The organism is Hoeflea marina (assembly GCF_003182275.1).
In the GTDB taxonomy this organism is placed as follows: domain Bacteria; phylum Pseudomonadota; class Alphaproteobacteria; order Rhizobiales; family Rhizobiaceae; genus Hoeflea; species Hoeflea marina.
In genome coordinates, this window is record NZ_QGTR01000002.1 from 623,580 (window position 1) to 646,962 (window position 23,383).

The 23,383-nt window shown below is 64.4% G+C and carries 20 protein-coding genes and 1 pseudogene; 13 read left to right on the top strand and 8 right to left on the bottom strand.

Features of this window, described 5'->3' with window-relative positions; translation table 11 throughout:
• Positions 1-220: 220 nt before the first annotated feature.
• Both DFR52_RS09380 and DFR52_RS09385 read left to right on the top strand, forming a co-directional pair.
• The gene (locus tag DFR52_RS09380; RefSeq protein WP_110031670.1) at positions 221-2,461 is read left to right on the top strand and encodes a hypothetical protein; all 2,241 of its coding nucleotides are present in this window, start codon (positions 221-223) and stop codon (positions 2,459-2,461) included.
• A gap of 523 nt (positions 2,462-2,984) precedes the next feature.
• Positions 2,985-3,083, top strand: a pseudogene (locus tag DFR52_RS09385) (integrase core domain-containing protein); the annotation flags it as partial.
• 605 nt (positions 3,084-3,688) lie between these two features.
• On the opposite strand, the gene DFR52_RS09390 reads toward DFR52_RS09385, so the two are convergent.
• A complete protein-coding gene (locus tag DFR52_RS09390; protein WP_110031671.1) occupies positions 3,689-5,017 on the bottom strand; it encodes an NAD(P)/FAD-dependent oxidoreductase in 1,329 nt (442 codons plus the stop codon).
• 482 nt (positions 5,018-5,499) lie between these two features.
• On the opposite strand from DFR52_RS09390, the gene DFR52_RS09395 reads away from it, so the two are divergent.
• On the top strand, positions 5,500-6,252 hold the full coding sequence (locus DFR52_RS09395; RefSeq protein ID WP_110031672.1) for an HpcH/HpaI aldolase family protein: 753 nt from the start codon (positions 5,500-5,502) through the stop codon (positions 6,250-6,252).
• Positions 6,253-6,304: 52 nt separating this feature from the next.
• Here DFR52_RS09395 and DFR52_RS09400 read toward each other — a convergent pair whose 3' ends face one another.
• The 4 genes from DFR52_RS09400 to DFR52_RS09415 are packed head-to-tail and all read right to left on the bottom strand — an operon-like array spanning position 6,305 to position 10,467.
• The gene (locus DFR52_RS09400) at positions 6,305-7,060 is read right to left on the bottom strand and encodes an SDR family NAD(P)-dependent oxidoreductase (protein ID WP_110031673.1); all 756 of its coding nucleotides are present in this window, start codon (positions 7,058-7,060) and stop codon (positions 6,305-6,307) included.
• Positions 7,057-8,367 carry a histidinol dehydrogenase gene (gene hisD / locus DFR52_RS09405; RefSeq protein ID WP_110031674.1) on the bottom strand — a complete coding sequence of 437 codons (1,311 nt, stop codon included), beginning with the start codon at positions 8,365-8,367 and terminating at the stop codon, positions 7,057-7,059. Before hisD (DFR52_RS09405) ends, DFR52_RS09400 begins: the two co-directional genes overlap by 4 nt.
• A 9-nt stretch (positions 8,368-8,376) precedes the next feature.
• Positions 8,377-9,465, bottom strand: a complete 1,089-nt coding sequence (locus tag DFR52_RS09410) for a LacI family DNA-binding transcriptional regulator (protein WP_158284917.1) — start codon at positions 9,463-9,465, stop codon at positions 8,377-8,379.
• Between the two features lie 33 nt (positions 9,466-9,498).
• A complete protein-coding gene (locus DFR52_RS09415; protein ID WP_110031676.1) occupies positions 9,499-10,467 on the bottom strand; it encodes a glutathione S-transferase C-terminal domain-containing protein in 969 nt (322 codons plus the stop codon).
• A 186-nt stretch (positions 10,468-10,653) separates the two neighbouring features.
• On the opposite strand from DFR52_RS09415, the gene DFR52_RS09420 reads away from it, so the two are divergent.
• From DFR52_RS09420 to DFR52_RS09460, 10 genes are all read left to right on the top strand, one after another.
• Complete coding sequence (locus DFR52_RS09420; protein ID WP_110031677.1) at positions 10,654-11,553, top strand: amidohydrolase family protein; 900 nt, start codon at positions 10,654-10,656, stop codon at positions 11,551-11,553.
• A complete protein-coding gene (locus DFR52_RS09425; protein WP_110031678.1) occupies positions 11,550-11,927 on the top strand; it encodes a Rid family hydrolase in 378 nt (125 codons plus the stop codon). The genes DFR52_RS09420 and DFR52_RS09425 overlap by 4 nt, the downstream gene beginning before the upstream one ends.
• A gap of 27 nt (positions 11,928-11,954) precedes the next feature.
• Positions 11,955-13,241 (top strand): histidinol dehydrogenase, encoded by a 1,287-nt coding sequence (gene hisD, locus DFR52_RS09430; protein ID WP_110031679.1) that lies wholly within the window; start codon positions 11,955-11,957, stop codon positions 13,239-13,241.
• A 35-nt stretch (positions 13,242-13,276) separates the two neighbouring features.
• Positions 13,277-14,293, top strand: a complete 1,017-nt coding sequence (locus DFR52_RS09435) for a carbohydrate ABC transporter permease (RefSeq protein ID WP_110031680.1) — start codon at positions 13,277-13,279, stop codon at positions 14,291-14,293.
• Between the two features lie 10 nt (positions 14,294-14,303).
• Positions 14,304-15,662 (top strand): carbohydrate ABC transporter permease, encoded by a 1,359-nt coding sequence (locus DFR52_RS24840; protein WP_245415264.1) that lies wholly within the window; start codon positions 14,304-14,306, stop codon positions 15,660-15,662.
• Positions 15,663-15,668: 6 nt separating this feature from the next.
• Entirely contained in the window at positions 15,669-16,721 is a 1,053-nt protein-coding gene (locus tag DFR52_RS09445; protein WP_110031681.1) for an ABC transporter ATP-binding protein, read from the top strand.
• Between the two features lie 69 nt (positions 16,722-16,790).
• Positions 16,791-18,005, top strand: a complete 1,215-nt coding sequence (locus DFR52_RS09450; RefSeq protein WP_110031682.1) for an ABC transporter substrate-binding protein — start codon at positions 16,791-16,793, stop codon at positions 18,003-18,005.
• A 55-nt stretch (positions 18,006-18,060) separates the two neighbouring features.
• Positions 18,061-18,237 carry a hypothetical protein gene (locus DFR52_RS24485; protein WP_158284918.1) on the top strand — a complete coding sequence of 59 codons (177 nt, stop codon included), beginning with the start codon at positions 18,061-18,063 and terminating at the stop codon, positions 18,235-18,237.
• Positions 18,230-19,693 (top strand): amidase, encoded by a 1,464-nt coding sequence (locus DFR52_RS09455; protein WP_210205810.1) that lies wholly within the window; start codon positions 18,230-18,232, stop codon positions 19,691-19,693. The genes DFR52_RS24485 and DFR52_RS09455 overlap by 8 nt, the downstream gene beginning before the upstream one ends.
• Positions 19,690-20,970, top strand: coding sequence for an NAD(P)/FAD-dependent oxidoreductase (locus DFR52_RS09460; RefSeq protein WP_110031683.1), 1,281 nt, complete (start codon positions 19,690-19,692; stop codon positions 20,968-20,970). Before DFR52_RS09455 ends, DFR52_RS09460 begins: the two co-directional genes overlap by 4 nt.
• A 153-nt stretch (positions 20,971-21,123) precedes the next feature.
• Here the strand turns inward: DFR52_RS09460 and DFR52_RS09465 are convergent, their stop codons facing one another.
• The 3 genes from DFR52_RS09465 to DFR52_RS09475 all read right to left on the bottom strand — a co-directional run bounded on the left by DFR52_RS09465 (position 21,124) and on the right by DFR52_RS09475 (position 23,376).
• Positions 21,124-21,819, bottom strand: a complete 696-nt coding sequence (locus DFR52_RS09465; protein WP_110031684.1) for an ABC transporter permease — start codon at positions 21,817-21,819, stop codon at positions 21,124-21,126.
• A complete protein-coding gene (locus tag DFR52_RS09470; protein WP_110031685.1) occupies positions 21,819-22,541 on the bottom strand; it encodes an ABC transporter permease in 723 nt (240 codons plus the stop codon). Before DFR52_RS09470 ends, DFR52_RS09465 begins: the two co-directional genes overlap by 1 nt.
• 67 nt (positions 22,542-22,608) lie before the next feature.
• Positions 22,609-23,376, bottom strand: coding sequence for a transporter substrate-binding domain-containing protein (locus DFR52_RS09475; RefSeq protein WP_483423388.1), 768 nt, complete (start codon positions 23,374-23,376; stop codon positions 22,609-22,611).
• Positions 23,377-23,383 lie beyond the last annotated feature (7 nt).

Here is a 23,383-nt window from a genome sequence, read left to right on the forward strand (position 1 = left end):
GTCTCTAACTCAAGAGACCGAAAGCTAGCGCATCGCCGCTAGCGCGTCTTCCGCAAAATGCTCATCGACGTCCCCTGTTCAGGGGATACCGGCAGATGCGGGTCAAGGTCATTTTGGCAGGGTGCATTGCAGGCACCGCAGGGGAACGGAGCTCAGGTGACGCTTTCGCATTCCCTCGGCCGCCGGCCGACCTTCCATTGCCGTTCTGTCAGGGGTACCGATGAACTCTCGAGACTTGAAATCCCTGCTCAGTGCCACGGCGCTCGGCAGTGCCTGGCTTTTTGCGATGCCGGCGGGCGCCCAGGAATATCTCAACACGCAGACCCGCGTCATAGCTGCGGGCGTTTCGGATGACGGTTCAGTCGTCATTGCCAATACCGATCCTACCGATGGCACCCCGACGAGACATGGAGTGGTCTGGACCGAGGCTACCGGATTTACGCCGCTTGGGGGTGTCGCGCGCGGAATCCTGCAAAAGATGGATGTGCAGGGCATTTCAGGTGACGGCAGTGTTTTCACCGGATCGGCACTCAACAGTGTTCTGGAAACGGAACCCTATGGGAGCAGGACCTATCGCTGGACGGCCGCGGGCGGGTTTCAAGATCTTGGATCGTTGGGGTCCAACAATTCATCCGGGCTCGGCATTTCAGCCGACGGCAACGTGATCGTCGGATCGGCCGACGATATGAATGGGCGGCTTCGCGCGATGCGCTGGACCGAGGCGGGCGGCATGCAGAGCCTCGGTTCGCTGGACGAGCTGGAAGCATCCGCGGTGGCCTATGCCACCTCCGGTGATGGCGCAGTGGCGGTCGGCGTATCCTCCGGCTCGAACGCACCCAATCAGCGGGCGTTTTCGTGGACCGATTCCACAGGCATGACGGCGCTTGAAACTCTCGGAGCCGGCCACTCCTACGCGTTTGATGTGTCCTACGATGGCAGGGTGATCGCAGGCAGTTCGGACCTGGGTGGCCACCAGGTTGCCGTTCGTTGGCAGGACGGCGTCATATCCACCCTCGGACAAACCGAGCGCGGATCGATCGCTCGGGCTGTTTCAGGCAACGGCCAGGTTCTGGTCGGCGATATTGATCCGCCAAATTATCCCTCAGGCTTCCGCTGGGACGAGACCAGCGGCCTGGTGACCGTCGAGGCGTGGCTCCGGTCAAGCGGGGTGAGCATTCTTGACGGCAGCACCTACACGGCCGCTGCGACCAATTGTGACGGCAGCGTTATCGTCGGCAAGACCTCTCCCGTGTTCCGGCCTCCCTTCCTTGTCTCCGACCTCTACATTGCCCGTGGCAACGGGACCGGTCCATCCACCTGCAGCTACGTCACCGACACATCCGGTGGCGACAACAGCGGCGGCGACAATGCGGGCGGTGGCGATAATGCCGGTGGCGGCGACGGCAGCGGTGGCGACAATTCGGGGGGTGGCGATAATGCCGGTGGCGGCGACAGCAGCGGCGGCGACAATTCCGGTGGTGGAGACAACGCCGGCGGCGGCGACAATTCGGGCGGCGGTGGCGGCATGGGCCTGATCACCCTGACCGATTTGAACGCGACCCTGGGCCACGCGGCTGTCACCAATGCGACCACGGTCAACAGCGTCGGCCTGTTGCTCAACGGCGCGGGCAGCCGGCCGCTCGACCGGCGCGCGCCGGCACAGCGCAACATCGCCTGGATCAACGGAGATCTGGGCCGGGACGATCACGGCGCCCGCGACGGCTCGGTGGCGCTGGGCGAGCTCGGCGTCGGGCGCAATTTCGGCGCGGTGCAGATCAACGGTGCCCTGGGCATCACCGGCAACCGGCAGAATTCCGCCTTCGGAGGCATCACCGACGCCCTGAGCACCTATGCGAAGCTCGAAGCGATAGGTCAGCTCTATCCCACCAATGCCGGCGGCCTCTGGGGCGTGCTGACGGGCACGGCGCTGACTGGCAGCGCCGATATCACACGCAATTACGTGGCCAATGGAGGCTTGATCGCGAGTTCCGCCGGCAAGACCGATCTTTCCGGCTTCGGCATCCGCGGCCGCCTGCAGTGGGAGAACATGGTCTCCCATTTCTCGCCCTTTGTCGAAGGATCGCACGCGCGCGGCTGCATGGACGGCTATACCGAGACGGGCGGGGCGTTTCCGGCGAGCTTCAACAAGCTTTGCGACAGCACAACGCAGGCCAGAATCGGCTTTGATGCCCGCGTTCCGGTTTCAGAAAAGGTCAGCGTTATCGGCACGCTGGAGGCGGTCCACCGCTTCCAGGAGAGCGGCAGCAATGTCACCGGCGAGGTTATCGGGCTGGGCGCTTTCGAGCTGGCGGCAGCCCCCTACCAGCAGGACTGGGTGCGGGCCGCCATCGGGGCCGAAGCAACCTTCGGAGACATGACCTTCTCAATCGTCGGCAATGTCACCAGCTCCGGCGAGACGACGAGCAGCTGGCTCGCGGCAAGCGTGCGCACCACCTTCTAACCGTTCGCGCCGATTTTCGTATTGTCCTATCGAGCCAGACGCCTTCGGGCTGCGGCGTCAGCGGAGAGATGCAAGTCTGATCGGTGGCGAATCTTGATGAATGTCTAAGATGTCGACAGTAGGTGCCGATGCCGAGCGCCAGTCTTTGATGGCCTTGGCGCACGTACGGTTCCGTAGCGCTCGTTGTGCGAGTTCGAATCGTGGTCTTTCCGAACATTTTCGTTGAACGGCTGACCGCTATCAGGAGCCCGATCCTTTCCAAAACTCCAGACTGCCGATGCGGCCGGTGAACCGGGTTCAGAGCTCCATATTCCTTTCAGATATGCCTCTTGGGTCGCAGGTCCGATCAGATGGCTGCAGGCACCTCCTGCGTCTTGGCTGCAGATATGGGTTTGCCAAAGTAGAAGAAGGCCGCCGCGGCCACGAAGCCGATGATCAGAATCAGTCCACCCAGAAGTGGCCGGTAGCTGATCCAGGCGATGCCGATGACGGTCGGGCCAAGGACGAAGGTAAGGCCGAGGCTGGCAAAGCCTGTGGCAACGGGTTCGTTGAATCCATCAATGGCCGGATGCGCGACGAACTCTTGAACGAGCACCTATTCGACAACCTGCGCCGTGCACGCAGTCCGGTGGGCAATTTCAAGCGGAAATTATTTCCGCTTGAAATTGCCAGTTTGATCAGTCGAATAACTGACGTTATCCGCCAACAGGTTTTGTGGGGATGGCAATGGTAGTGATAATCTTTCACCCCGGACTGTCGTACGAGACTGTTGTACATGAATATTAGAAAACATTAATTTAATAGCTTTGTCAATGTCTTGTAAGCAGAGAAGTCCTAAGTTTGGACTGCAGGCCCCAGCCAGTCCATCAATTCAAGTCAGCAATCGACAGTCTTCGGCGCCATCGGGATTCAGGCATGGTCGTGCGCGGAGGTTGAACGCGGCCGCCTCGTGCGGGCGGTCGGGATCGATCCGAGCCTGAACACAAGGCATCTCAGCCGGCGAAGCTGATGTCATCCGTGGCGACGCCGAAAATCGGACGCCTGCCGCCCGCCGTGCAGTGCAGCAGCATCGCGGTCGAAGGCATCAACACCCATCCGGACGGCGACCGGGCAGGGCTTCCCCTGCGATTCCTGCCGCTGGGTCACCGTTCCCCAGGGCAACGCCGGGCGCGGCTGGCGACGTCCGGCCGGCACCCTCGTTTGGCGGTCGATCGTCGAGCCCAGGCGTCAGTCGGGTTGGCATTTGCGGGTCGAATTTCGCAGTGCCTTTTCCGCGATGTAGCGGCGGAAGGGTTCGGGCGGCATGGGCGTGGGCGCAGGCACGGCCTGGACCAGATCGAGCAACTCCGACCCTTCGCCGCAGGCGAGGTCCGCGAGCAGCGTGCCCGAGATGGTTCCCAGACTGACACCGATGCCGCAGCAGGACGACGACGCGTAGAGGCCCGGTCCGAACTTCCCGAACATCTGTCCATGGTTCGCCGGATACGAGACGATCCCGCCCCAGGTGTGCGCGATCGGCAGTTCGCGCAGCGCCGGCCACCGATCATCGATGGCTTTCCGGTGTGCCTTGCGCACCTCGCTGAGCGCCTCGCCATCGAACCTGAGGTCGGGCTGGGCATAATTGGTCGACTTGCGCATGAGAATCCGGTTGTCCGCAGTTCGCCGCAGCGAGGCCGCACCGTGGATCGCCGGGACCAGCGAGAAGGGCTCGTTGACCGGGAAGCCCGCCGCCTGCTCTGCGGACATGGGTTCCGTCAGGCTCGCATGGGTGGCGAGGAACATGTAGCGGCCGCGGCCGAAGCCGAACTGCGGCAGGAAGATATTGCTGCACAGCATCACCTTCTCGCAGGTGATCGTGGCGGCGGGAAGCGTCACCCGGAACGGAGCCTCGCTGGACATCTCGATGACCGGAGACGCATCGGCGAGGATGACGTTGCCAGGCAGGGCGTCGGCAAGGCCGCGCAGAAGTGCGGCCGGCTGGACGATGCCGTTGCCGTGGATGGCGATGCCGGACCCGTAGAAATCGGTGCCGAGCTGGTGGCGCACCTCTTCCTTCGAAACCCAGTCCACCTGGGTGCCGACCTTCTCGTAGCCTTCCTTCAGGCCGCGGAGATAGCTCTCGCCGACGGGATTGGTGCTCGCCTTGATGCGCGGCTTGTCGGACCAGTCGCAAGCGATGGCGTGCTGCCGGGTGAGCCGACGCAGCATTTCGGTGCCGGCGTTCATCAGCCTGGTCTTCTGCCGCGCGCGGTCAAGCGACAGCCCCTTGATGCCGCCTTCCGGAGCGAGCGATTCGGTGACCACGCCCGAATTGCGCCCCGAAGCACCAAAGCCGAGGGGCAGGGCATCCACCAGGATGATCCTGTCGTTCGGCCTGAGCTCCGCCAGCCGCCGTGCGCACGAAATGCCCGTGAAGCCTGCTCCGACAACCACCCACTCCGCGGTGTGGTTGCCCTGAAGCGGCGAGGTCGGCCGATCCTCGAGAATGGCGTTCCATCCGCTCTTCTGTCCGTCTCCCGGCAGGAGTGGTGGTCTGATCGAGGCCCGTATTCCCATGACGATGCTTCCGTTCACTAGCTTGCAGGATGATTTCGGCGATAATGAACACGTTTGCAAATATGTGTCAACTTTATGCGCCGACTTTCCGGAGCGGCGAGGTGCCCGATTCGGCCCGCCCGGCGGCCACCCCCGGCGATCATGACCATCCCTCGCGGCGGTTTGGGACTGGAGGACGTTGACCTTGCCGAAAGCACGGAGCCGAAAGCACGGAGCGGGTCATCTGTCGCGAAAATCACAGCATATTCTGATCCCGTCAGGTCATTTCCGTTGTGGAAGCAGAGACGGCGGCGCGTCCGGTTTTCGTCAGCCTTCACCGCCTTACGAGCCAATGCAGGCCGGCGCGGCAATCGGCCGGGCAATCAGGTCATCTCAAGGCTGCGCTCGACACCTCGTCCCATGTATGCAAAGCTGTTCATCATTATCTTCAACAGAGGGACGGGGGTGCCGTCTCTCGAGCGCTCCGGGCGAGGTGGCAGGACATGAAGCAAAGTTTGCGCAAGCGGATCCATGAGGGAGAATGCGTCGTCGGGTGTTTTCAGAAGACGCCGGCTCATGCCATCGCGGAAATACTGGGCCTTGCCGGGCTCGACTTCGCGGTCGCCGACATGGAGCACGGTCCGATCGGCATTGCCGATCTCGACCGCATGGCGCTTGGCGCCCGTTCCGCCGGCCTGCCGCTGCTCATCAGGTCGACCGGGGTTGTGGCATCGGCGATCTGGCCGGCGCTCGATCTCGGCTGTTCGGGCGTCATGGCCCCGCATGTCCGCAACGGCGCGGATGCGGGCGCGCTCGCCGATGCCGTCAGATACGGGCGCGGGGCGCGGGGATTTTCGCCCTCGGGTCGGGCCGGCGACTACGGAACGGCCGTTGCGGTCGAATATCGGCAGCGGATGGACGCGGACAACGTGATCATGGCCCAGATCGAGGACGCGTCGGCGCTCGATGAACTCGACGCCATTGCCGGCAACCCTGATATCGACGTGCTGTTCGTCGGACCGGCCGATCTGTCGCTGTCGCTCGGCTGCGAGATGGAGTCGCCCGAACTCGACATGGCGATCGACAAGGTCATCGCGGCCGCGAAGCGGGCCGGGCGGGCGGCAGGCATCTTCCTGGGGACGCCAGCTCGCTTCGCGCGCTGGAAGGATGCGGGGATGACGGTCTTCGTCATCGGCTCGGACCAATCGCTGCTTTTGACAAGCGGCAAGGGTATCGCCGCCCTGAAGGGCGCATGAGCCGGGCCGTTCCGGCGGCGGGTTGGTGATGGATCGCTCCCGGATCCGCCCTTCAGTCCGCGGTCCAGCCGCCATCGAGCATGAGCGCCGAGCCGGTCATCAGGCTGGAGGCATCCGACGCAAGATACACCGCGGCGTCCGCGACGTCTTCGGGCCTGCCGAGGCGGCCGAGCTTGATCTTCTGCATGACCGAGCGGCGGAAGGCCGGGTCGGCGAGCATGGGCCGGGTCATCGGCGTCTCGATGAAGGTCGGACAGATCGTGTTGACGCGGATGCCATGGGAACCGAGCTCGACGGCCAGCGACTTGGTGAAACCTTCGATCGCCCATTTGGACGCGCAGTAGAGTGTCCGGTTGGCGGCGCCGACATGGCCCATCTGGGATGAGATGTTGATGACCGAGCCGGGCTTTTTCCCGGCGATCATTCGAGCGGTGACCGCTTGCGCGGCAAACACGGCCGCGCGCAGATTGAGCCCGATCACCGCGTCGAAATCGTCCTCCGTGACGTCGCTCAGCGGCTTTGGCCGATTCGTGCCCGCGTTGTTGACGAAGATGTCGTAGACCGGACCGGCAGCAATCAGGGCCGCGAAGGCCGCGACGTCGGTGACGTCGCAGATCTCGGCCCGAGCCCTGCCGCCGGCGGCCCGGATTTCGGCCGCACCGGCCTCGACTTCGGCGCCGGTGCGGGCCAGCAGGGTGACCTCTGCCCCCGCTTCGGCAAGTGCTGCGGCGATCGCCCGCCCGATGCCCCGACCGGCGCCGGTGACAAGCGCCCGACGGCCCGTCAGGTCGAAGCGCGAAGGCGTCATTCGGCCGCCTCGCCATAGGGGATGTTGCGGCCGCCATATCTGCGCACGCGGATATTGGCCTGCTCGGCGTGGCCGACGAAGCCTTCGAGCATGCACAGCCGCGAGCAGTAGGCGCCGATATGGGCGGCCGCCTCGTCGGTGGTGATGCGCTGGTAGCTGTGGGTCTTGAGGAACTTGCCGACCCAGAGACCGCCGGTGTAGCGGCCGGCCTTCTTGGTGGGCAGCGTATGGTTTGTTCCGATGACCTTGTCGCCATTGGCGACATTGGTTCGCGCACCCAGGAACAGCGCGCCGTAGGTGGTCATGTTGTCGAGGAACCAGTCGTCGCGGTCGGTCATCACCTGAACATGCTCGCTGGCGATCTCCTCGGCCATCTGCAGCATTTCGTCATAGGTGTCGCAGAGGATGACCTCGCCGTAATCCTCCCAGCTCCGCCTCGCCGTTTCCGCTGTCGGCAGGATCTGCAGCAGCCGGTCGATCTCGTCCATGGTCGACCGGGCCAGTGCCGCGGAATTGGTCAGCAGCACGGCCGGCGAATTGTAGCCGTGTTCGGCCTGGCCCAACAGATCGGTGGCGCAAAGCTCGCCGTCCACCGTGTCGTCGGCGATGACCATCGTTTCGGTGGGGCCGGCGAAGAGGTCGATGCCCACGCGGCCGTAGAGCTGGCGCTTGGCCTCCGCGACGAAGGCGTTTCCGGGGCCCACAAGCATGTGCACCGGCTTGATCGTCTCGGTGCCGATCGCCATGGCGCCGATCGCCTGGATCCCGCCGAGAACATAGATCTCATGGGCGCCGCCCAGATGCATGGCCGCGATCACCGCCGCATTCGGCCGGCCCTTGAAGGGCGGCGTGCAGGCGACGATGCGCGGCACGCCGGCAACCGAGGCGGTGGCCACCGACATATGCGCAGAGGCGACCATCGGGAACTTGCCGGCAGGCACGTAGCAGCCGACCGACTGGACCGGTATGGTCTTGTGGCCGAGAACAACCCCCGGCATCGTCTCGACCTCGAGATCTGTCATCGTGGCGCGCTGAGCGCGGGCGAAATTGCGCACCTGTTCCTGGGCGAACCTGATGTCCTCGAGATCGCGCTCGCTCAGTTCGGTGATCAACCCGTCGATCTCCTCCTGGCTCAGCCGGTAACTTTCCGGGGTATAGCCGTCGAACCTGGCGCTCATGTCGCGCAGCGCGGCGTCGCCCCTTGTCTCGATGTCCTTGAGTGCGGTCTCGACCGTATGACGCACCTGCGCATCGTCCTTGGCGCGGTCGCTCTCGGGTTTGCCTTGCTTGAGATACTGGACGGTCATTGGAAATCCTTATCTGGCGTCTGTTTTGGCTGGGTCTGTGGTTTCATCGCTCTCGCCCTCGCGCAGGGTGACCGGGCGTGTGGTGTCGCGCTGGACGAGGTGGCCGTCATACAGGAACACCTGTTCGGAGAGGCCGAGGCCGCGGTCCGGGCGCTTGAGGATCTGGATGGTCTGTTCGACCATCTGCGCCACGGGCTGATGGATGGTCGTCAACCGGTAGGCGCCCCATGCGGCGACCGGCACGTCGTCGAAGCCGACGACGGAGATGTCGTCCGGCACGCGCGCGCCGCGGACGAAACGGATGGCGTCCATGGCGCCAAAGGCCATGGCATCATTGCAGGCATAGATCGCGTCCAGCCGGGGAAAGTCGGCCATCAGCTGCAATGCGGCCTTGTGACCGCTCTGGTAGGAGAAATCGCCCTGGATATGGCCAAGCAGGTCATGGCCCAGTTCGTCAAGGCGCTCACGGAAGCCGCCGCGCCGCATCGAATTGGTCCAGGAGCCCGTATTTCCCGAGATCATGCCGATCCGGGTTGTGCCGCTTTCGACGAAGATTTCGGCAACGCGCCGGGCGCCGCTGCGGGAGTTCAGGCAAACCGAGGTCGCCGGCGTATCCTCCGCCACCCGGTTGAGGAAGATCAGCGGGACATGCGCCTCGAAACAGCGCTCGATCATCCGCTGCGAAGCGTTGAGAACGGTAACCACAATCGCCGCCACCCGGTAGGACAGCGCGAGCTGGATCAACTCGTCAGCCGATTCCATGGGCGAGGTTCCCTTGAGCAGCAGGGGCGTGAGTTGCTCGGCGCGCATGCCGCTCGTCAGCGCTTCCATCAGGGCTGGCTGGAACGGGTTTGCGAAGTCGGAGGTCAGGACCGCGACGATGTTGCTTTCCTGCTTGTTCAGCATGCGGGCGAGCAGGTTGGGCTCATAGCCCAGCGTTCGGGCGGCGGCGAGCACCCGCTGGCGCGTGTCGCCCTTGACCGAGGTGCCATCGGTGAAGCAACGCGACACGGTCGCTCTCGAAACCCCCGCGAGCGCCGCCACATCGGCCGATGACGCACTGCGCCGGCCCTTGTCGTTGACGTCCATTTCACTCATCCGCTCACTCCGCGCCATCTTTCCGTTCAGCAACTAATACGTTGCGCCGCGGGAGTTGCAAACAGCGGGCAGCGTCCAGCCGAGCGACGGCTGTGGCGGCACGATGCGGGTCGGATTGATGTGCGCGTGGGAGCGGTAATAGTGCGTCATCGACGCGTTGATGTCGAAGCTTTCGGCAATGCCGGGAAGCGCCAGCATCCGATCGACATAGGCGCAAATCACCGGGTGATCGGCAATGCGCGCGCTGGTGCACTGGAAGAGCGGGAGGTAGATGGCGTCGAACCGGAGCAGGCAGGCCAGCAGCGCCAGATCCGCCTCCGTGACGCGATCGCCCAACAGATAGAGGCGGTCGGCGAGCTTTGCGTCGAGCTGGCTCACGGCAGTGCGGATCCGCTCCACATAGTCGTCGAAGACGGCCTGGTCGCGGGCGAAGCCGCATCGATAGACCGCGCCGGTGAAATTCTGGCCGAGCCAGGACAACTCCGCCGCAAGTTCGTCTCGCAGGTCTTCAGGCCGGAAGTCGACGCGCCTTTCGGCAAACGCCTCGAACTCGCCGTTCACCATGCCGAAGATATCGCTGTAGCAGTTCGAGACGATGCGCCCCTGGTGACGATCCCACAAGACCGGGGTGGATGCGCGACCCGAGTAGGTCGGATCGGTGGCGATGTAGGCCTCGTAAAGAAAGCGGAAGCCGGTGACGGGATCGACCGGGTGATCTCCGGTCTCGAATTCACGGCCATTGGGGCCCATGACGGGTCTGACCCGCGCCGTCGAAATCGACCCTTCGAGCCCCTTCATCCGCAGCGCCATGGTGACGCGGTGGCTGAGGGGACAGCCCGGGCAGTCAATCAGATGGTAGCGGCCCGCGACCGCAGGCAGCGCGCCGCCATCGGGCTTGGCCGAAACGGTTCCGCGCAGGTGCTCCTGTCGCGGTTCCCAGCCGGATGCGCCGATCTGCCTGTCGTCTCCGCCGTTCCAGCGGCCTTCGTGCAGAATTCCCACCGGTTTCACCTCTTGCAAAGCTGTTCTTAAATTGTTGTGAGCAGGCGCTGCATATAAAACTCCTGCGATGATTTGGTTATAGGTGGCAAATAAGCCAACATCAACCCATCAGAAAAAAGTTCTTGCAAAGCTGTTCATTTTTTGTGACGGTGCCATGAACACGAATGACCCAGAGGATTTTCGAGGATGGCCGTCGCGCAGACCACACTGAAACCAGCCCCTGTTCCGGAACAGGAGCTGACGCCGCCGAAGCTGAAGGCGCCGGATGGGGCGTGCGACTGCCACATGCACATCTTCGAGCCGCGCTTCCTGCCGCGCAAGGATACGCCTTACCCGCCGCCCGTCGCCACGGTTCCGCATTACAACAGGGCGATCCGCAACCGGCTCGGCCTGTCGCGGTCCGTGGTCATTCAGTCGGTCACCCACGGAGCGGACAATTCCAACCTGCTGGCGGCGCTCGAGAGCTTCGAAGGCACTGCCCGTGGTGTCGCCGTGGTCCAGCCCGACATCGAGGAGGCCGAATTGCAGCGGCTTTCGGACGCCGGCGTGCGTGGCATCCGCTTCGAGATGAACAACGGCATCCTTTCGCTCGACGCGCTTGAGGATGTGGCCGCCAGGATCGCGCCCTTTGGATGGCACATCGATCTGCAGACCGACGGGCGCAAGCTGCCCGACCTCGTCGACCGGCTTCTGGCCTTGCCCTGTCATGTGGTGCTCGACCATTACGGCAAATTCATCGATGCGCTGCCGGTCGATCATCCCGCGGTGCAGGCGGTGGTCCGGCTTCTGGCCAGCGGTCGCGGCTGGGTCAAGCTGACGGCTCCCTATGCGGGCCGCCACAGGCGCCCGGCTCCGTGGCCCGAACTGGTGCCGATCGCGCGCGCCTTTCTGGACGCGGCGCCGACCCAGGTCGTCTGGGGCAGCGAATGGCCACAGTCGATGCTTCCCGTTCTGGGCGAGCCGGTCCCCGATCATGCCTCGCTGCTCGACCTGCTTCTCGACTACACGACCGACGAGGGCGAACTCGGCGCCATCCTGCGCGACAACCCCGCCAGGCTCTATGATTTTCCAGCGGTGGCATCATGATCCGGCATCATCTCAAATCCGCGGACGCGCAGGGCCTTTCCGCGGTTCGTTCCTCCTCGATCGCGGTTGTCAACGGCACGGCCCACATGACCGTCATTCCGCCGCTGCCGATCCGGCATGACCAGACCGCCGCCGAGCAGGCCGCTGCCATCTTCCAGGAGATCGAGCGCCGTCTTGAAAGCGTCGGGTCAAGCAAGAGCCGCATCGCCCATATCACCATCTGGCTGTCGCACCTGATGTACTTCCAGGAGGTGACCGAGGTCTGGAACGAATGGGTCGACCCCGCCAATCCGCCTGTGCGCGCCTGTGCGCAGGTGAACCTTGCCAACAAGAACCTCAAGGTCGAGATGATCGTCGTTGCCGACGCATCCTGAAGCCGTTCCCATCCGAAAGTCACCAGCATGAACCAGCCCGACACCTTTCCCGGAATCTCCCTCTACAAGTCCCCGGTGCGCAGCGCCTCCGGCGACAATGTCGAAGTTGCGAAGATCGTCTCCGGCGTGCTCGCCGACGTGCGGGAGCGCGGCGATGCCGCCGTTGCCGACTATGCGATGAAGTTTGACAGCAGCGAGCTCGCGGCCTTCGAGGTGTCGGCGGCTGATCGCCAGGCCGCGGTCGACGGGCTGGACCCGAAGACCCGAGAAGACACGGAGTTTGCCATCGCCAATGTCCGCCGGTTCGCCGAGGCGCAGCTGGCTACCGTCCTGCCGCTCGAGATCGAGACCACGCCCGGTGCGTTTCTCGGCCACAGGGTTATCCCGATCGAGCGCATTGGCGCGTATGTGCCGGGCGGGCGCTATCCGCTGCTCTCCGCTCCTGTCATGACCATTGTCCCCGCAAAGGTGGCCGGCGTCGACGAAGTGGTGGCCTGCCTGCCGCCCAACGCGCATCCGGCGATGATCGCGGGCTGCCATCTTTCCGGCGCGGACCGCGTCTTCCGCATCGGCGGCGCGCAGGCGATCGCCGCCATGGCGTACGGCACCGAAACGGTGCCCGCCGTCGACAAGATCGTGGGACCCGGCAACGCATTCGTCAACGAGGCCAAGCGCCAGGTGTTCGGCCCCGTGGGCATCGACCAGCTTGCCGGCCCCTCGGAAATCTATGTGCTGGCCGACAGCACCGGCGACGCCGAGATCATCGCGACGGACCTGCTGGCCCAGGCCGAGCACGACGTGCGGACCCGGGTCGGCTTGATCACGACCGATCGCGGCCTGGCCGAGGCGGTTGCGACCGAAATCGAGCGCCAGCTCGGAACGCTGTCGACAGCCCACACCGCCGGCCCGGCCTGGCGGGACTACGGCGAGATCGCGGTGGCGGAAGACGAAGCGGCGATGATCGCCTATTCCGATCACATTGCTGCCGAACACCTGCAGGTTCACACCGCGGATGCGCGCGGCTTCGCCAAGAAGCTGAGAAATTACGGCTCGCTGTTCATCGGCGAACTGGCGAGCGTCGTCTATTCGGACAAGTGCGCCGGCACGAATCACACGCTGCCGACCATGGCGGCCGGGCGCTACACCGGCGGGCTCTGGGTCGGCACCTATCTGAAGATCGCCACCCATCAGTGGCTTGAGGCGGATGGCGTGCGGGCTTTCGCGCCGGCCGCCGCCCGCCAGGCGCGCAGCGAGGGGCTCGAGGGCCATCGCCGTGCCGCGCAGATCCGGCTCGACCGGCTTCAGGTGATCTAGGGGCGCGACACAGTGCGGGCGAGAGGGAGACGAGGATGAGACGCCAGACCTTTTGGAAATTCGTCGGACCATCGATTTTTCTGATGGTGCTCTTCATCGCGCTGCCGCTCGCCAGCGTCTTCTGGCAGAGCTTCTTCCATTCGGTTCCGAGCGTGGAGTCGGTGGAAGTGGAAACCTGCTCGCCGGGCTTTCCCACCCAAATATGCGAAACGGTGCTGAAGTCGCGGGCGGTGCTCGACGAGAACGGCAGGCCGGTGACGACCACGCATTTCGTCGGGCTCGACTTCTACCGTTCGGTTGTCGAGCCGGATGTGGTCTGGCAGGCGTTTTCGAGCGGCAACCCCGCCGCAATCCTGCGCATCGACTTCTGGCGCGCCCTTCGCTTCACCGTCACGTTCACCTTCATCACCTTGCCGTTCGTGCTCGGACTTGGACTTGCCATCGCGCTGGCGGTCAACAACTCGACCGCGCGCATGCGGGGTCCGATCATCTTCGTCTCGCTGCTCCCCTACATCATCACCCCGGTGATCGGCGGCATCTCGATCTACTGGCTGTTCGTGGGAGACGGCATCGTCACCCGCCTGATCGAGGCGATGCTGGACCGCAATATCGCCGTGATGACCCACGGTTGGGCGGTGGAGGCGCTGATGATGTTCTATCGGGTCTGGCACATCGCGCCCTTTGCCTTCGTGATCTTCTATGCCGGGCTTCAGGGGGTCAATCGCGACACGCTCGAATCGGCGATGATCGACGGCGCAAGCCGCTTCGAACGGCTGCGCTACGTCATCATCCCGCACCTGCTGCCGCTGATCGTCTTCGTCACGCTGATTCACCTGATGGACAGCTACCGCGTGTTCGAGGAGATCGTCGCCTTCAATGCCCAGTCGCAACGCATTTCACTGCAGTGGCTCACCTACGATTTCCTGCAACCCGACGATTCAGGCAACCGCGCCATCGGTCGCGCGTCGGCCTCGTCGATGCTGACGATGATCGGAATCGTGCTGATCATCCTGCCCGTCCTTCGCCGCGCCTGGCGCGATCACCGGGCCTAGGAGCCAAACCATGTCCGACACCACCATGCGTCAGCCTTTCGGCCTCAGAATCGCCAGCGTGAGCTTCCTGATCTTCTGGAGCTTCCTTGCGCTGTTTCCGCTGCTCTGGATCTTCACCATGTCGTTCAAGCTGCCGCTCGACGCCTTCTCCGAGAGCGCACTTGATGTGATCACCGGCCCCATCACCCGCGAGCGCCGCGGCGGCATCTCCATCCTCGACATCTGCATCGCCGGCGCGATCTTCTACGCAATTCTCAAGGTCCCCGGGTTGTTCGGCCGCCGCGCCGTGCGGTTCTTCGCCCGCAAGCGCGCCGGACTTGCCGTGCTGGGCGTCGCCTATGCAGCGTGGCTCTATGTTCTGGTCACCGGATTCGGCGTGACCGGTCCGAGCGTGCTCGGGGCGCTGTTCGGCGGCCTGCTGGTCTGGCTTTTCGGATTTTCCGGCGAGGATGACGACGAAGGCGGACTGCTGGGCACGCTTCTGGCGGCCGTCTTCTATGTCCTCGCCGCGGGAGCCGGGCTGTGGTTTGTGCTGCCGCCGCTGCTCTCCGCCGTCGACTCGGCCGCCCTGCAGATTCCGCTTGTCGACTATCTTGCGCATCCTTTGATCGGGGCGACCACCGAGCACTATATGTCGGTCTGGTTCGATCGCGGCTTCTATCGCAACTTTCTCAACACGATGCTGGTGACTGCCGGAGTGACGACGGTTTCGCTCACCGTCGGCACGCTGGCGGGATACGGGCTCGCCCGGTCGACCAGCACGGTCGCCTTCTGGCTCCTGATCCTGGCGCTGGTGTTCCGGGCGTTGCCGCACTCGGTGCTCGTCACCGGCTATCTGCCGCCCTTCATTGCCAGCCGCGACATCCTGCAGCCGCTCTGGGACGCCCCGATCATCGGCTCCTTCCTCGGCTTGTTCACAGCCACCCCGCCGACGCTCTACGGCCAGCCCGTCGCGGTGATTGCCGTCCTGGTGTCGATCAACCAGCCGTTCACCATCTGGATGCTGCGCTCCTTCTTCCAGTCGATTCCGAAAGAGCTCGACGAGGCGGCGCGGGTGGACGGATGCTCGGACATGGAGGCATTTCGCCGCGTGATCATGCCCGTGATGTGGCCGGGCGTGGTGACCACGGGGCTCTTCAGCTTCCTGCTCGCCTACAACGACTACCTCATCTGCTCGCTGCTGCTCAACTCGCAGAACCAGACGATGGTGCCGTCCATCACCCAGTTCTTCAATTCCGAAACGACCACCACCGACCAGGTCCAGGCCGTGGCCGCGGCTGTGAGCATCACCGCGCCGCTGTTCCTCCTGGTTATGGCGTTCCAGAAACAGATAGTCAGCGGCCTGACCGCCGGCGCCGTCAAAGGATAGACCAAAATGGCAACGATCACGCTCAGGGGCGTCACCAAGCGGTGGGGCCAGTTCATAGGGGTCAAGTCGCTCGATCTCGAGATCGCCGACCGCGAGTTCCTCGTGCTTCTGGGCCCTTCGGGCTGCGGCAAGACGACGACGATGCGCATGGTCGCCGGTCTCGAAACGGCGAGCGAGGGCGACATCCTCATCGGCGGCAAGCGGGTCAACGACCTTGAGCCGAAGGACCGGGACGTTGCCATGGTCTTCCAGTCCTACGGGCTCTACCCCAACCTGACGGTCTGGGAGAACATTCGCTTCCCGCTGAAGGTCCGCAAGGTCGATCCCTCGACCCACACGGAGCGGGTGCAGCGCGCCGTCGACATGGTGGAACTCAACGATTTCGTCCACCGCAAGCCGGCGGAGCTGTCAGGCGGCCAGCGCCAGCGCGTGGCGCTCGCCCGCGCCATCGTCCGGGAGCCGACGGTCTTTCTGATGGACGAGCCGCTGTCCAACCTCGATGCAAAGCTGCGGGTATCGACGCGCGCCCAGATCAAGAACCTCCAGCACAGGCTCGCCACCACCACCATCTATGTCACCCATGACCAGATCGAGGCGATGACGCTGGCCGACCGGGTGGTGGTCATGAATGCCGGTGCGGTTCAGCAGGTCGGCACGCCGATCGAGATCTACGACCGTCCCGCCAACACCTTCGTCGCGGGCTTTATCGGCTCGCCGGCCATGAACCTGTTGAGCGGCGAGATATCGGAGGGTGTCTTCACCGGCGACAAGGTCCGCATCGAGGGGCTGGCGACGAACCACAAGGGACCGGTCACCCTCGGCTTCCGGGCAGAGGATTCCGGAATCTCCACCGCGGCGGGCGAGATTTCGGCGCAGGTCTACTCGCTCGAGCTTCTCGGGGACTGCACGATCGTGACCATGCACGCCGGCGGCGCGCTGCTGTCGGTCAAGGCGCCGAAGGAATTCCGCGCCGTCATCGGCGACCCCGTGCACGCGACGGTTTCCGCCGCCATCTGCCATCTGTTCGACGCCACCACCGGGGAGAGGATCGAGCCGTAGGCGCCACAGGAACGACGACGGGCCGGTCGCAAACAGGCTGCAGGACTTCCATCAACCAGGAGAGCTGAAATGAAATTCGAGAAATTCACACTGGGCCTGACCCTGCTGATGCTGTCAGCGACCACCGCTGCGGCTGACTGCGCCTTCAAGAACGAAATTCCGATCAAGGCCATCACCTCGGCCTTTCCGGCCTACAAGGCGATCGCCGACAACATGCAGGAATGCGGCAATGTCCAGGTGGAACTTGACCAGGAAGTCCGCACCAAGAGCGCTCCGGCGCTGGCCGCCAACCCGGCGCTGTATCACATCAGCAGCGTGCACAACGGCACGATCGTGCCGCTTCTCAACCAGGACACCATCCGTCCGCTCGACGATCTGGTGGCCAAATACGGCCAGGGCCTCAATCCCAACCAGCTGATCAAGATCGACGGCAAGATCATGGCCATCGCCTTCATGGTGAACATGCAGCACCTGATGTACCGGAAGGACATCTTCGCCGATCTGGGCATCGAAGTGCCGACCGACTACGAGCAGGTGCTGGCGGCGGCGAAGAAGATCAAGGAAGCCGGAGTTGTCGATTATCCGCTCGGCGCCACCTGGATGGCTGACTGGAACATCGGCATCGACTTCGACAATCTCTTCGTCGGCTATGGCGGTGAATTCGTCAACGACGACAACACGCCCGCGGTCAATTCCGAGGCCGGACGCAAGACGCTGGAAATGATGCGCAAGCTGTCCGAATACATGAACCCGGAGTATCTGGTCGCCGACGCGACCTATGTTCAGCAGCAGTTTCAGCAGAAGAAGATCGCCTTCTCCAATTTCTGGGCGTCGCGCGCGGCCAAGATGGACGACCCGGCCGAGAGCCAGGTCATCGGGCTGATCGGCACGGCTTCGGCACCGGCGGCAGTGCCCGGCGGCATTCCGGCCGTGATGTTCTCCTGGGATGGCATCGCCATCGCCAAGAACATCACCGACGAGGAAGCAGAAGCCGCATTCCGCGTCGCGCTCGAAGGCGGTGATACGGAGATGGTCAAGGAGAACAACGATCTTGCCGTCTGGCTGATCGACGGATACCAGCCAACCGAAATGGCCAAGGGTGCCATCGAGACGATCCAGAACGGCGCCAAGCCCAACCCGTCGACGGTCTGGCGCGGTCTCATCAACGATGCGATCGAGAAGAATGTGGTCGAGTTCATGACCGGCAAGAAGACGGTCGACCAGACGCTGACCGATATCGAGGCTGCATACACGACGTCGGCCAAGGAAGCCGGCCTTCTGTAAGGGACGACAACGGGGGCCGGATTTTCCGGCCCCCAGGCCGGAGCTGGAGAGTTCAATGACATTTGCGGACGACCGAAGCAGAATGATCCTGGTCGCAGCCTTCGAGCGCGAGGCGATCGACTATCCCGCCGACCGGCTGGACGAAGCGGCCGAGGACTATTCGCATCTGCGCTCCTTCATGTCCCTGATCCGCGAAGAGCTTCTCAGGCAGCAGGAACCGGCTCTTGACTGAACAGCTTGCCTTCAAGTCCGGATCGGGCACCGGTGTCGCCGGTGGCAACACCGATGCGCCGCTCCGGGGCAGCGCCGAAGCGATGGCGCTTGCCTTGCGCGACGGCTCGACCACGTCCGAAACACTGATCCGCGCGACCCTCGACCGGATAGCCCGGGACGACGGGGAGGTCCACTCCTTCCTGAGCGTTGACGCGAGCGCGGCGATCGAGGCGGCGAGGGCTGCCGACCGCGCATTGAGCGCGGGTGACGACAAGGGGCCGCTCCACGGCATTCCGTTCGCGATCAAGGACATCTACGATGTCGAGGGACAGTCAACGAGCTGCCAGTCGCACATCCAGTCCGGGCACATGGCCGATCGGGATTCGGCAGTCGTCGAACGGCTGCGGGCGGCCGGCGCCATCCTGATCGGCAAGCTCGACACATTCGAATTCGCGCTTGGCGGCCCGTCGCCGGACCTGCCTTTCCCGATTGCGCGCAACCCATGGAAACCCGGCCACGAATCGGGCGGATCCTCATCCGGCTCGGCGGCGGCGATCGGCGCGGGCTTCGTTCCTCTTGCGCCCGGGACCTGCACGACGGGCTCCATCCGTGGTCCTGCCGCCTGGTGCGGCGCGGTCGGATTGAAACCGACTTTCGGCCGTGTCTCCCGCAGGGGCGTGTTCCCGCTGGCGCCGAGTCTGGACCACTGCGGTCCGCTCGCGCGCTCCGTGCACGATGCGGCGGTCGCCCTCCAGGTGATGGCGGGCCATGATCCGGCGGACCCCGGCAGCCTGGATCAGCCGGTGCCGGACTACTTGACCGATCTCGAAAAGGGCGTCGCCGGACACACGATCGGTGTTCCGCGAGACTTTTTCGGCAGCCAGGCGACGCTCGACTCCGACACGCGCGCCGCCATCAGCCGTGCCGAAGGGCTGCTCAGGGACGCGGGAGCGACGATCGTCGGGGTGGAACTGCCCGAGTACCGGCTGTTCGCGGCGGCCGCCCGCATCATCATGGCGGCGGAAGCCTTTGCCATCCACCGCGAGAATTTGCGCAGTCGCCTGCACGAATACGGCAACATCGCCGCGCGCCGTTTCGCCATCGGAGCGGGCATCGGGGCGGCTGACTACATCGATGCCCGGCAGTTGGGGGCACGGCTTCGCGCCACGGTGGACAACCTGTTCGGCAGCTGTGACATGATGCTGACGGCGATCTCGCTCAGCACCGCTCCGCCGGTGGCCTCGACTTCGCGCCCGGGCGTCTGGCCGCTGCAGGCAAGCCCGTGGAACCTGACCGGCCATCCCGCCATCGCCGTGCCGATGGGGCTGGCCGAAAACGGCCTGCCGGTCTCCGTCCAGCTCGTCGGACCGCGATGGTCGGAAGCCGCGATCCTGCGGGCCGCCCGCACGCTTGAGCGGACCAGCGGCTGGGCCGAGGTCTTCCTTCCCTTTGAGCCCAAGGACACAAGATCATGACATCGCCTGTAGAAGCGCCACGCATCCGTTCGGGAGCGGGTGGAGCGGACACGATCGTCGTGGGAGCCGGCATTGCCGGCATCTGCGCCGCCCTCGACCTGCAGCGCCGTGGTGCACGGGTGACGCTTGTCGATGCCGCGGAGCCGGGCTCGGGCGCATCCTTCGGCAATGCGGGAATCATCGTCAACACCAATCTCAGGCCGGTATTTGCAGGAATGACGCCGCTGACACTGGTGCAGATGCTGCGCAATCCATCCTCGCCGCTCAATGTCTTCTGGCACCGCTTCCCGATGATGGCGCCCTGGTTTCTGCGCATGCTGCGCAATTCGGGCGCGCAGGAGGTGGCGCGGATCACCGAGGCGCTCGGCAGTCTGGCGCGTCCCGGCGCGGGCCACTATCGCGAACTGCTGCAGCAGGCGGGCGCGGAGGATCTGGTTGCCGCCGACGGCAACGTCGCCCTGATGCGCTCGGAAGCCGAGCTCGAGGCGCAATGGGACCGCATGTCCGCGATCCGACAGGCGGGCGTGCGGCTCGAAAAGGTCTCCGGCAGGGACCTGCGCGACCTCGTCCCCTCGGTCTCGGCGGAGTACTCGCACGGCCTCTATTCGCCCGCCTTCCAGCACGCGCTCGACCCGCAGGGGATGATCGGCCGCCTTGCCGATCTGTTCCGGGCGCGCGGCGGGGTCTGGCGGAACGAGAAGGTGCTTTCCGTCACCTGCGCCGGCGGTCAGGCGACCGGCGTCATGACGCCGAGCGGCAGGATTTCCGCCGGGAGCGTGGTGCTTGCCGCGGGAACCGAGTCGGCGCGCTTCGCCGCTCGTATGGGAGAAAAGGTGCCGCACCAGGCGGTGGGCGGTTATCACGTCATGCTGCGCAATTGCGGCGTGACGCTGGCTCGACCGATCCTGCCGATGGATTTCCGCTTCGCGGTCACGCCGATGCGCGGTGCGATCAGGCTTGCGGGAATTTACGAGTTTGGCGGCGAGGGCCGGCGCTTCCGCGCCGACCGGCTCGAGCGCATGCTCGCCCATATCGGAAAGGTGCTGCCCGGCATTCGCACGGATGACACACGCGTCTGGCGCGGATTCCGTTCCTATCTGCCGGACGGATTGCCGATCATTTCGCAGTCCGCGTCGACCGAGGGCCTGTTCTACATGTTTGGGTTCTCGTCTTCCGGCATGATCAACGGCCCGACCGCGGGGCGTGCGATGGCCGCCCTCGTGATGGGCGAGGATCCCGAAATCGACGTCTCGCCCTTTGCGGTCAGCCGGTTCTGAGACTGCCGTTTCCGCCCCCGGCAGGGGCTAGTCTGTTTCCCGATGGAACGATCGTCCTGTTGCCCGCGTCCCGCAGCACGATCGCTGCGGGATTGGGGCGTCCGGGCCGACCGCGTTCCGGGCAGGCGACCGGCCGCGGCACTCCCGAAGCGGCTATCGGCGATAGGGCCTTCCGATGCGGTGTTCGATCGCGGAAAACCCGATGGTGAGCACGACCGTCAGGATGACATAGACGAGTGCGGCGCCGAGAAGGCTTTCATAGACGCGGAAGGTCTGGCTGCGAACCAGGTTGGCGGCCGCCATCACCTCGAAGATTGTGATGGTGGAAACCAGCGACGTGGCCTTGAGGAGCAGGATGTTCTGTCCCGCCAGCGCCGGCAGCGCATTGCGGAAGGCCTGCGGCATGAGCACCAGCCGGTTGAGCTGCCTCGGATGCAGACCGAGCGACAGCGCTGCCTCCGTCTGCCCCCTGGGCAGGCCCTGGAGTGCGCCGCGCCAGATTTCGGCGCAGTAGGCCGCCGTGTTGAGTGTCAACGCCAGCACGGCATAGCCGAAGGCAGAGCGGAGATAGGGCCACATCGGGCTGTAGCGGACCGTCGGCATCTGGCTGAGCACTTCGCCTAGGCCATAATAGATCAGGTAGAGCTGCACGAGGACCGGCGTGCCGCGAAAGAACAGGATGAAGCCATGTACGGGCTTGCGCAGCCAAGCATGCCTGGAAATGCGGGCAAATGCCAGCGGAACCGCCAGCAGGTTGCCGAGCAGTCCGCAGATCACCAGGAGCAGCAGGGTGATCTTCACGCCTTCCGCCAGCTTCCAGAAGAGGACAGTGTAGAACTCGGTGTCCATCAGCCATGCCCCCGTTCATGGCGTCCGGTCTGGCGCTCGACGAGATCGAACAGGTGTGACGAGACGACCGACAGGCCTAGATAGGCGAAGGCAACAGCGGAGAAGAAGAAGAGGTAGCGGTTCTCGGCGCCGCCCGCCATCTTGGCCGTCAGCAGCAGCTCGCTGAAACCCACGACCGAGATCAGGGAGCTTTCCTTGAGAACGACGAGCCACAGATTTCCCAGTCCCGGTATGGCCTTGTGAAGCATTTGGGGGAAGACCACCAGGCGCCAGGTCTGGCGCCGCGAGAGGCCGAGCGCCGTCGCCGCCTCCACCTGTTCCTTTCCAACGGCGATAATGGCGCCGCGAAAGACCTCGGTGCTGTAGGCCCCCTGAACGACGCCGAGCGACAAGCAGGCGGCGACGAAGCCGTTGACCTGAAAATCGCGGGCGAGGCCCAGACCGACAACGAGGTCGCGCAGGGCGGATGTGCTCGAATAGTAGATCAGCAGGATCAGGAGCAATTCGGGAACGGCCCGGACCGCAGTGGTGTAGAAGGTTGCCATCGCCCTGGCCGGGCGGCTTCGTGACAGCTTGGCCGTCGCGCCGAACAGGCCCAGGACGATTCCGAGACAGTAGCTGCAGACGGAGATGGAAAGGGTGAAGAGGGCGCCGCGAACGAACTCGTCTCCCCACCCGGTATCACCGTAGGCGAGGGCGGAAAACCACGAGAAACCCGTCATGACCGCGTCCCGCCCCGTTCGGCAACCGTCCCGCGCGCGGGACGGTCACGATGATGCTTTCCATCCGTCACTGGTAGATGTCGAAGTCGAAGTATTTCGATGTGATCTCATCATATTTGCCACTCGCGCGCACCGCCTTGATCGCGGTGTTGAGCCGTTCGCGCAGTTCAGTGTCCTCCTTGCGGAGGCCGGCTCCATCTCCATAGCCGAAAAGGTCATCATGCGGCAGCTTGACCTTGATCTCGTAGTCGCTGCCGTCTGCCGACTTCAGCCAGTCCGAGATCTGGATGCCCGAGGCCATAAGCAGGTCGATGCGCCCTGCCTTGAGATCGGCTTCCTCGCTGTCGAGCGTGTCGTAGAGCTTGAGGTCGGCGTGACCCTTGAAGTACTTCTCCATGTAGGCGGCATGGGTGGTAGAGCCCTGCGCACCGACGACGGCGCCATCGAGGCTTGAGGGATTGGCAGGGTCGAACGGGCGGGCGTCGGCCTTGGCCCCCACCCACACGGCGGGCGACGTGTAGTATTTGTCGGTGAAGGCGATGACCTTCATCCGTTCATCGGTGATGGACATAGAGGACCAGATTACGTCGAACTTCTTCTCAAGCAGCGCCGGGATGATGCCGTCCCAGGCGACCTCGACCCATTCGCATTTCGCCTGCATCTCCTCGCAGACCGCGTCGCGCAACTCGACTTCCCATCCCGTCCAGTTGCCGGCCGTGTCCTTGACCGAAAACGGCGCGTAGGGTTCGGCGGCCAGGCCGAAGCGGATGACTTCGTCGGCCCGAGCCGGCAGTGATGCTGCGTAGCCTGCACTCACCATGACCAGAGCGGCCAGCATTGCT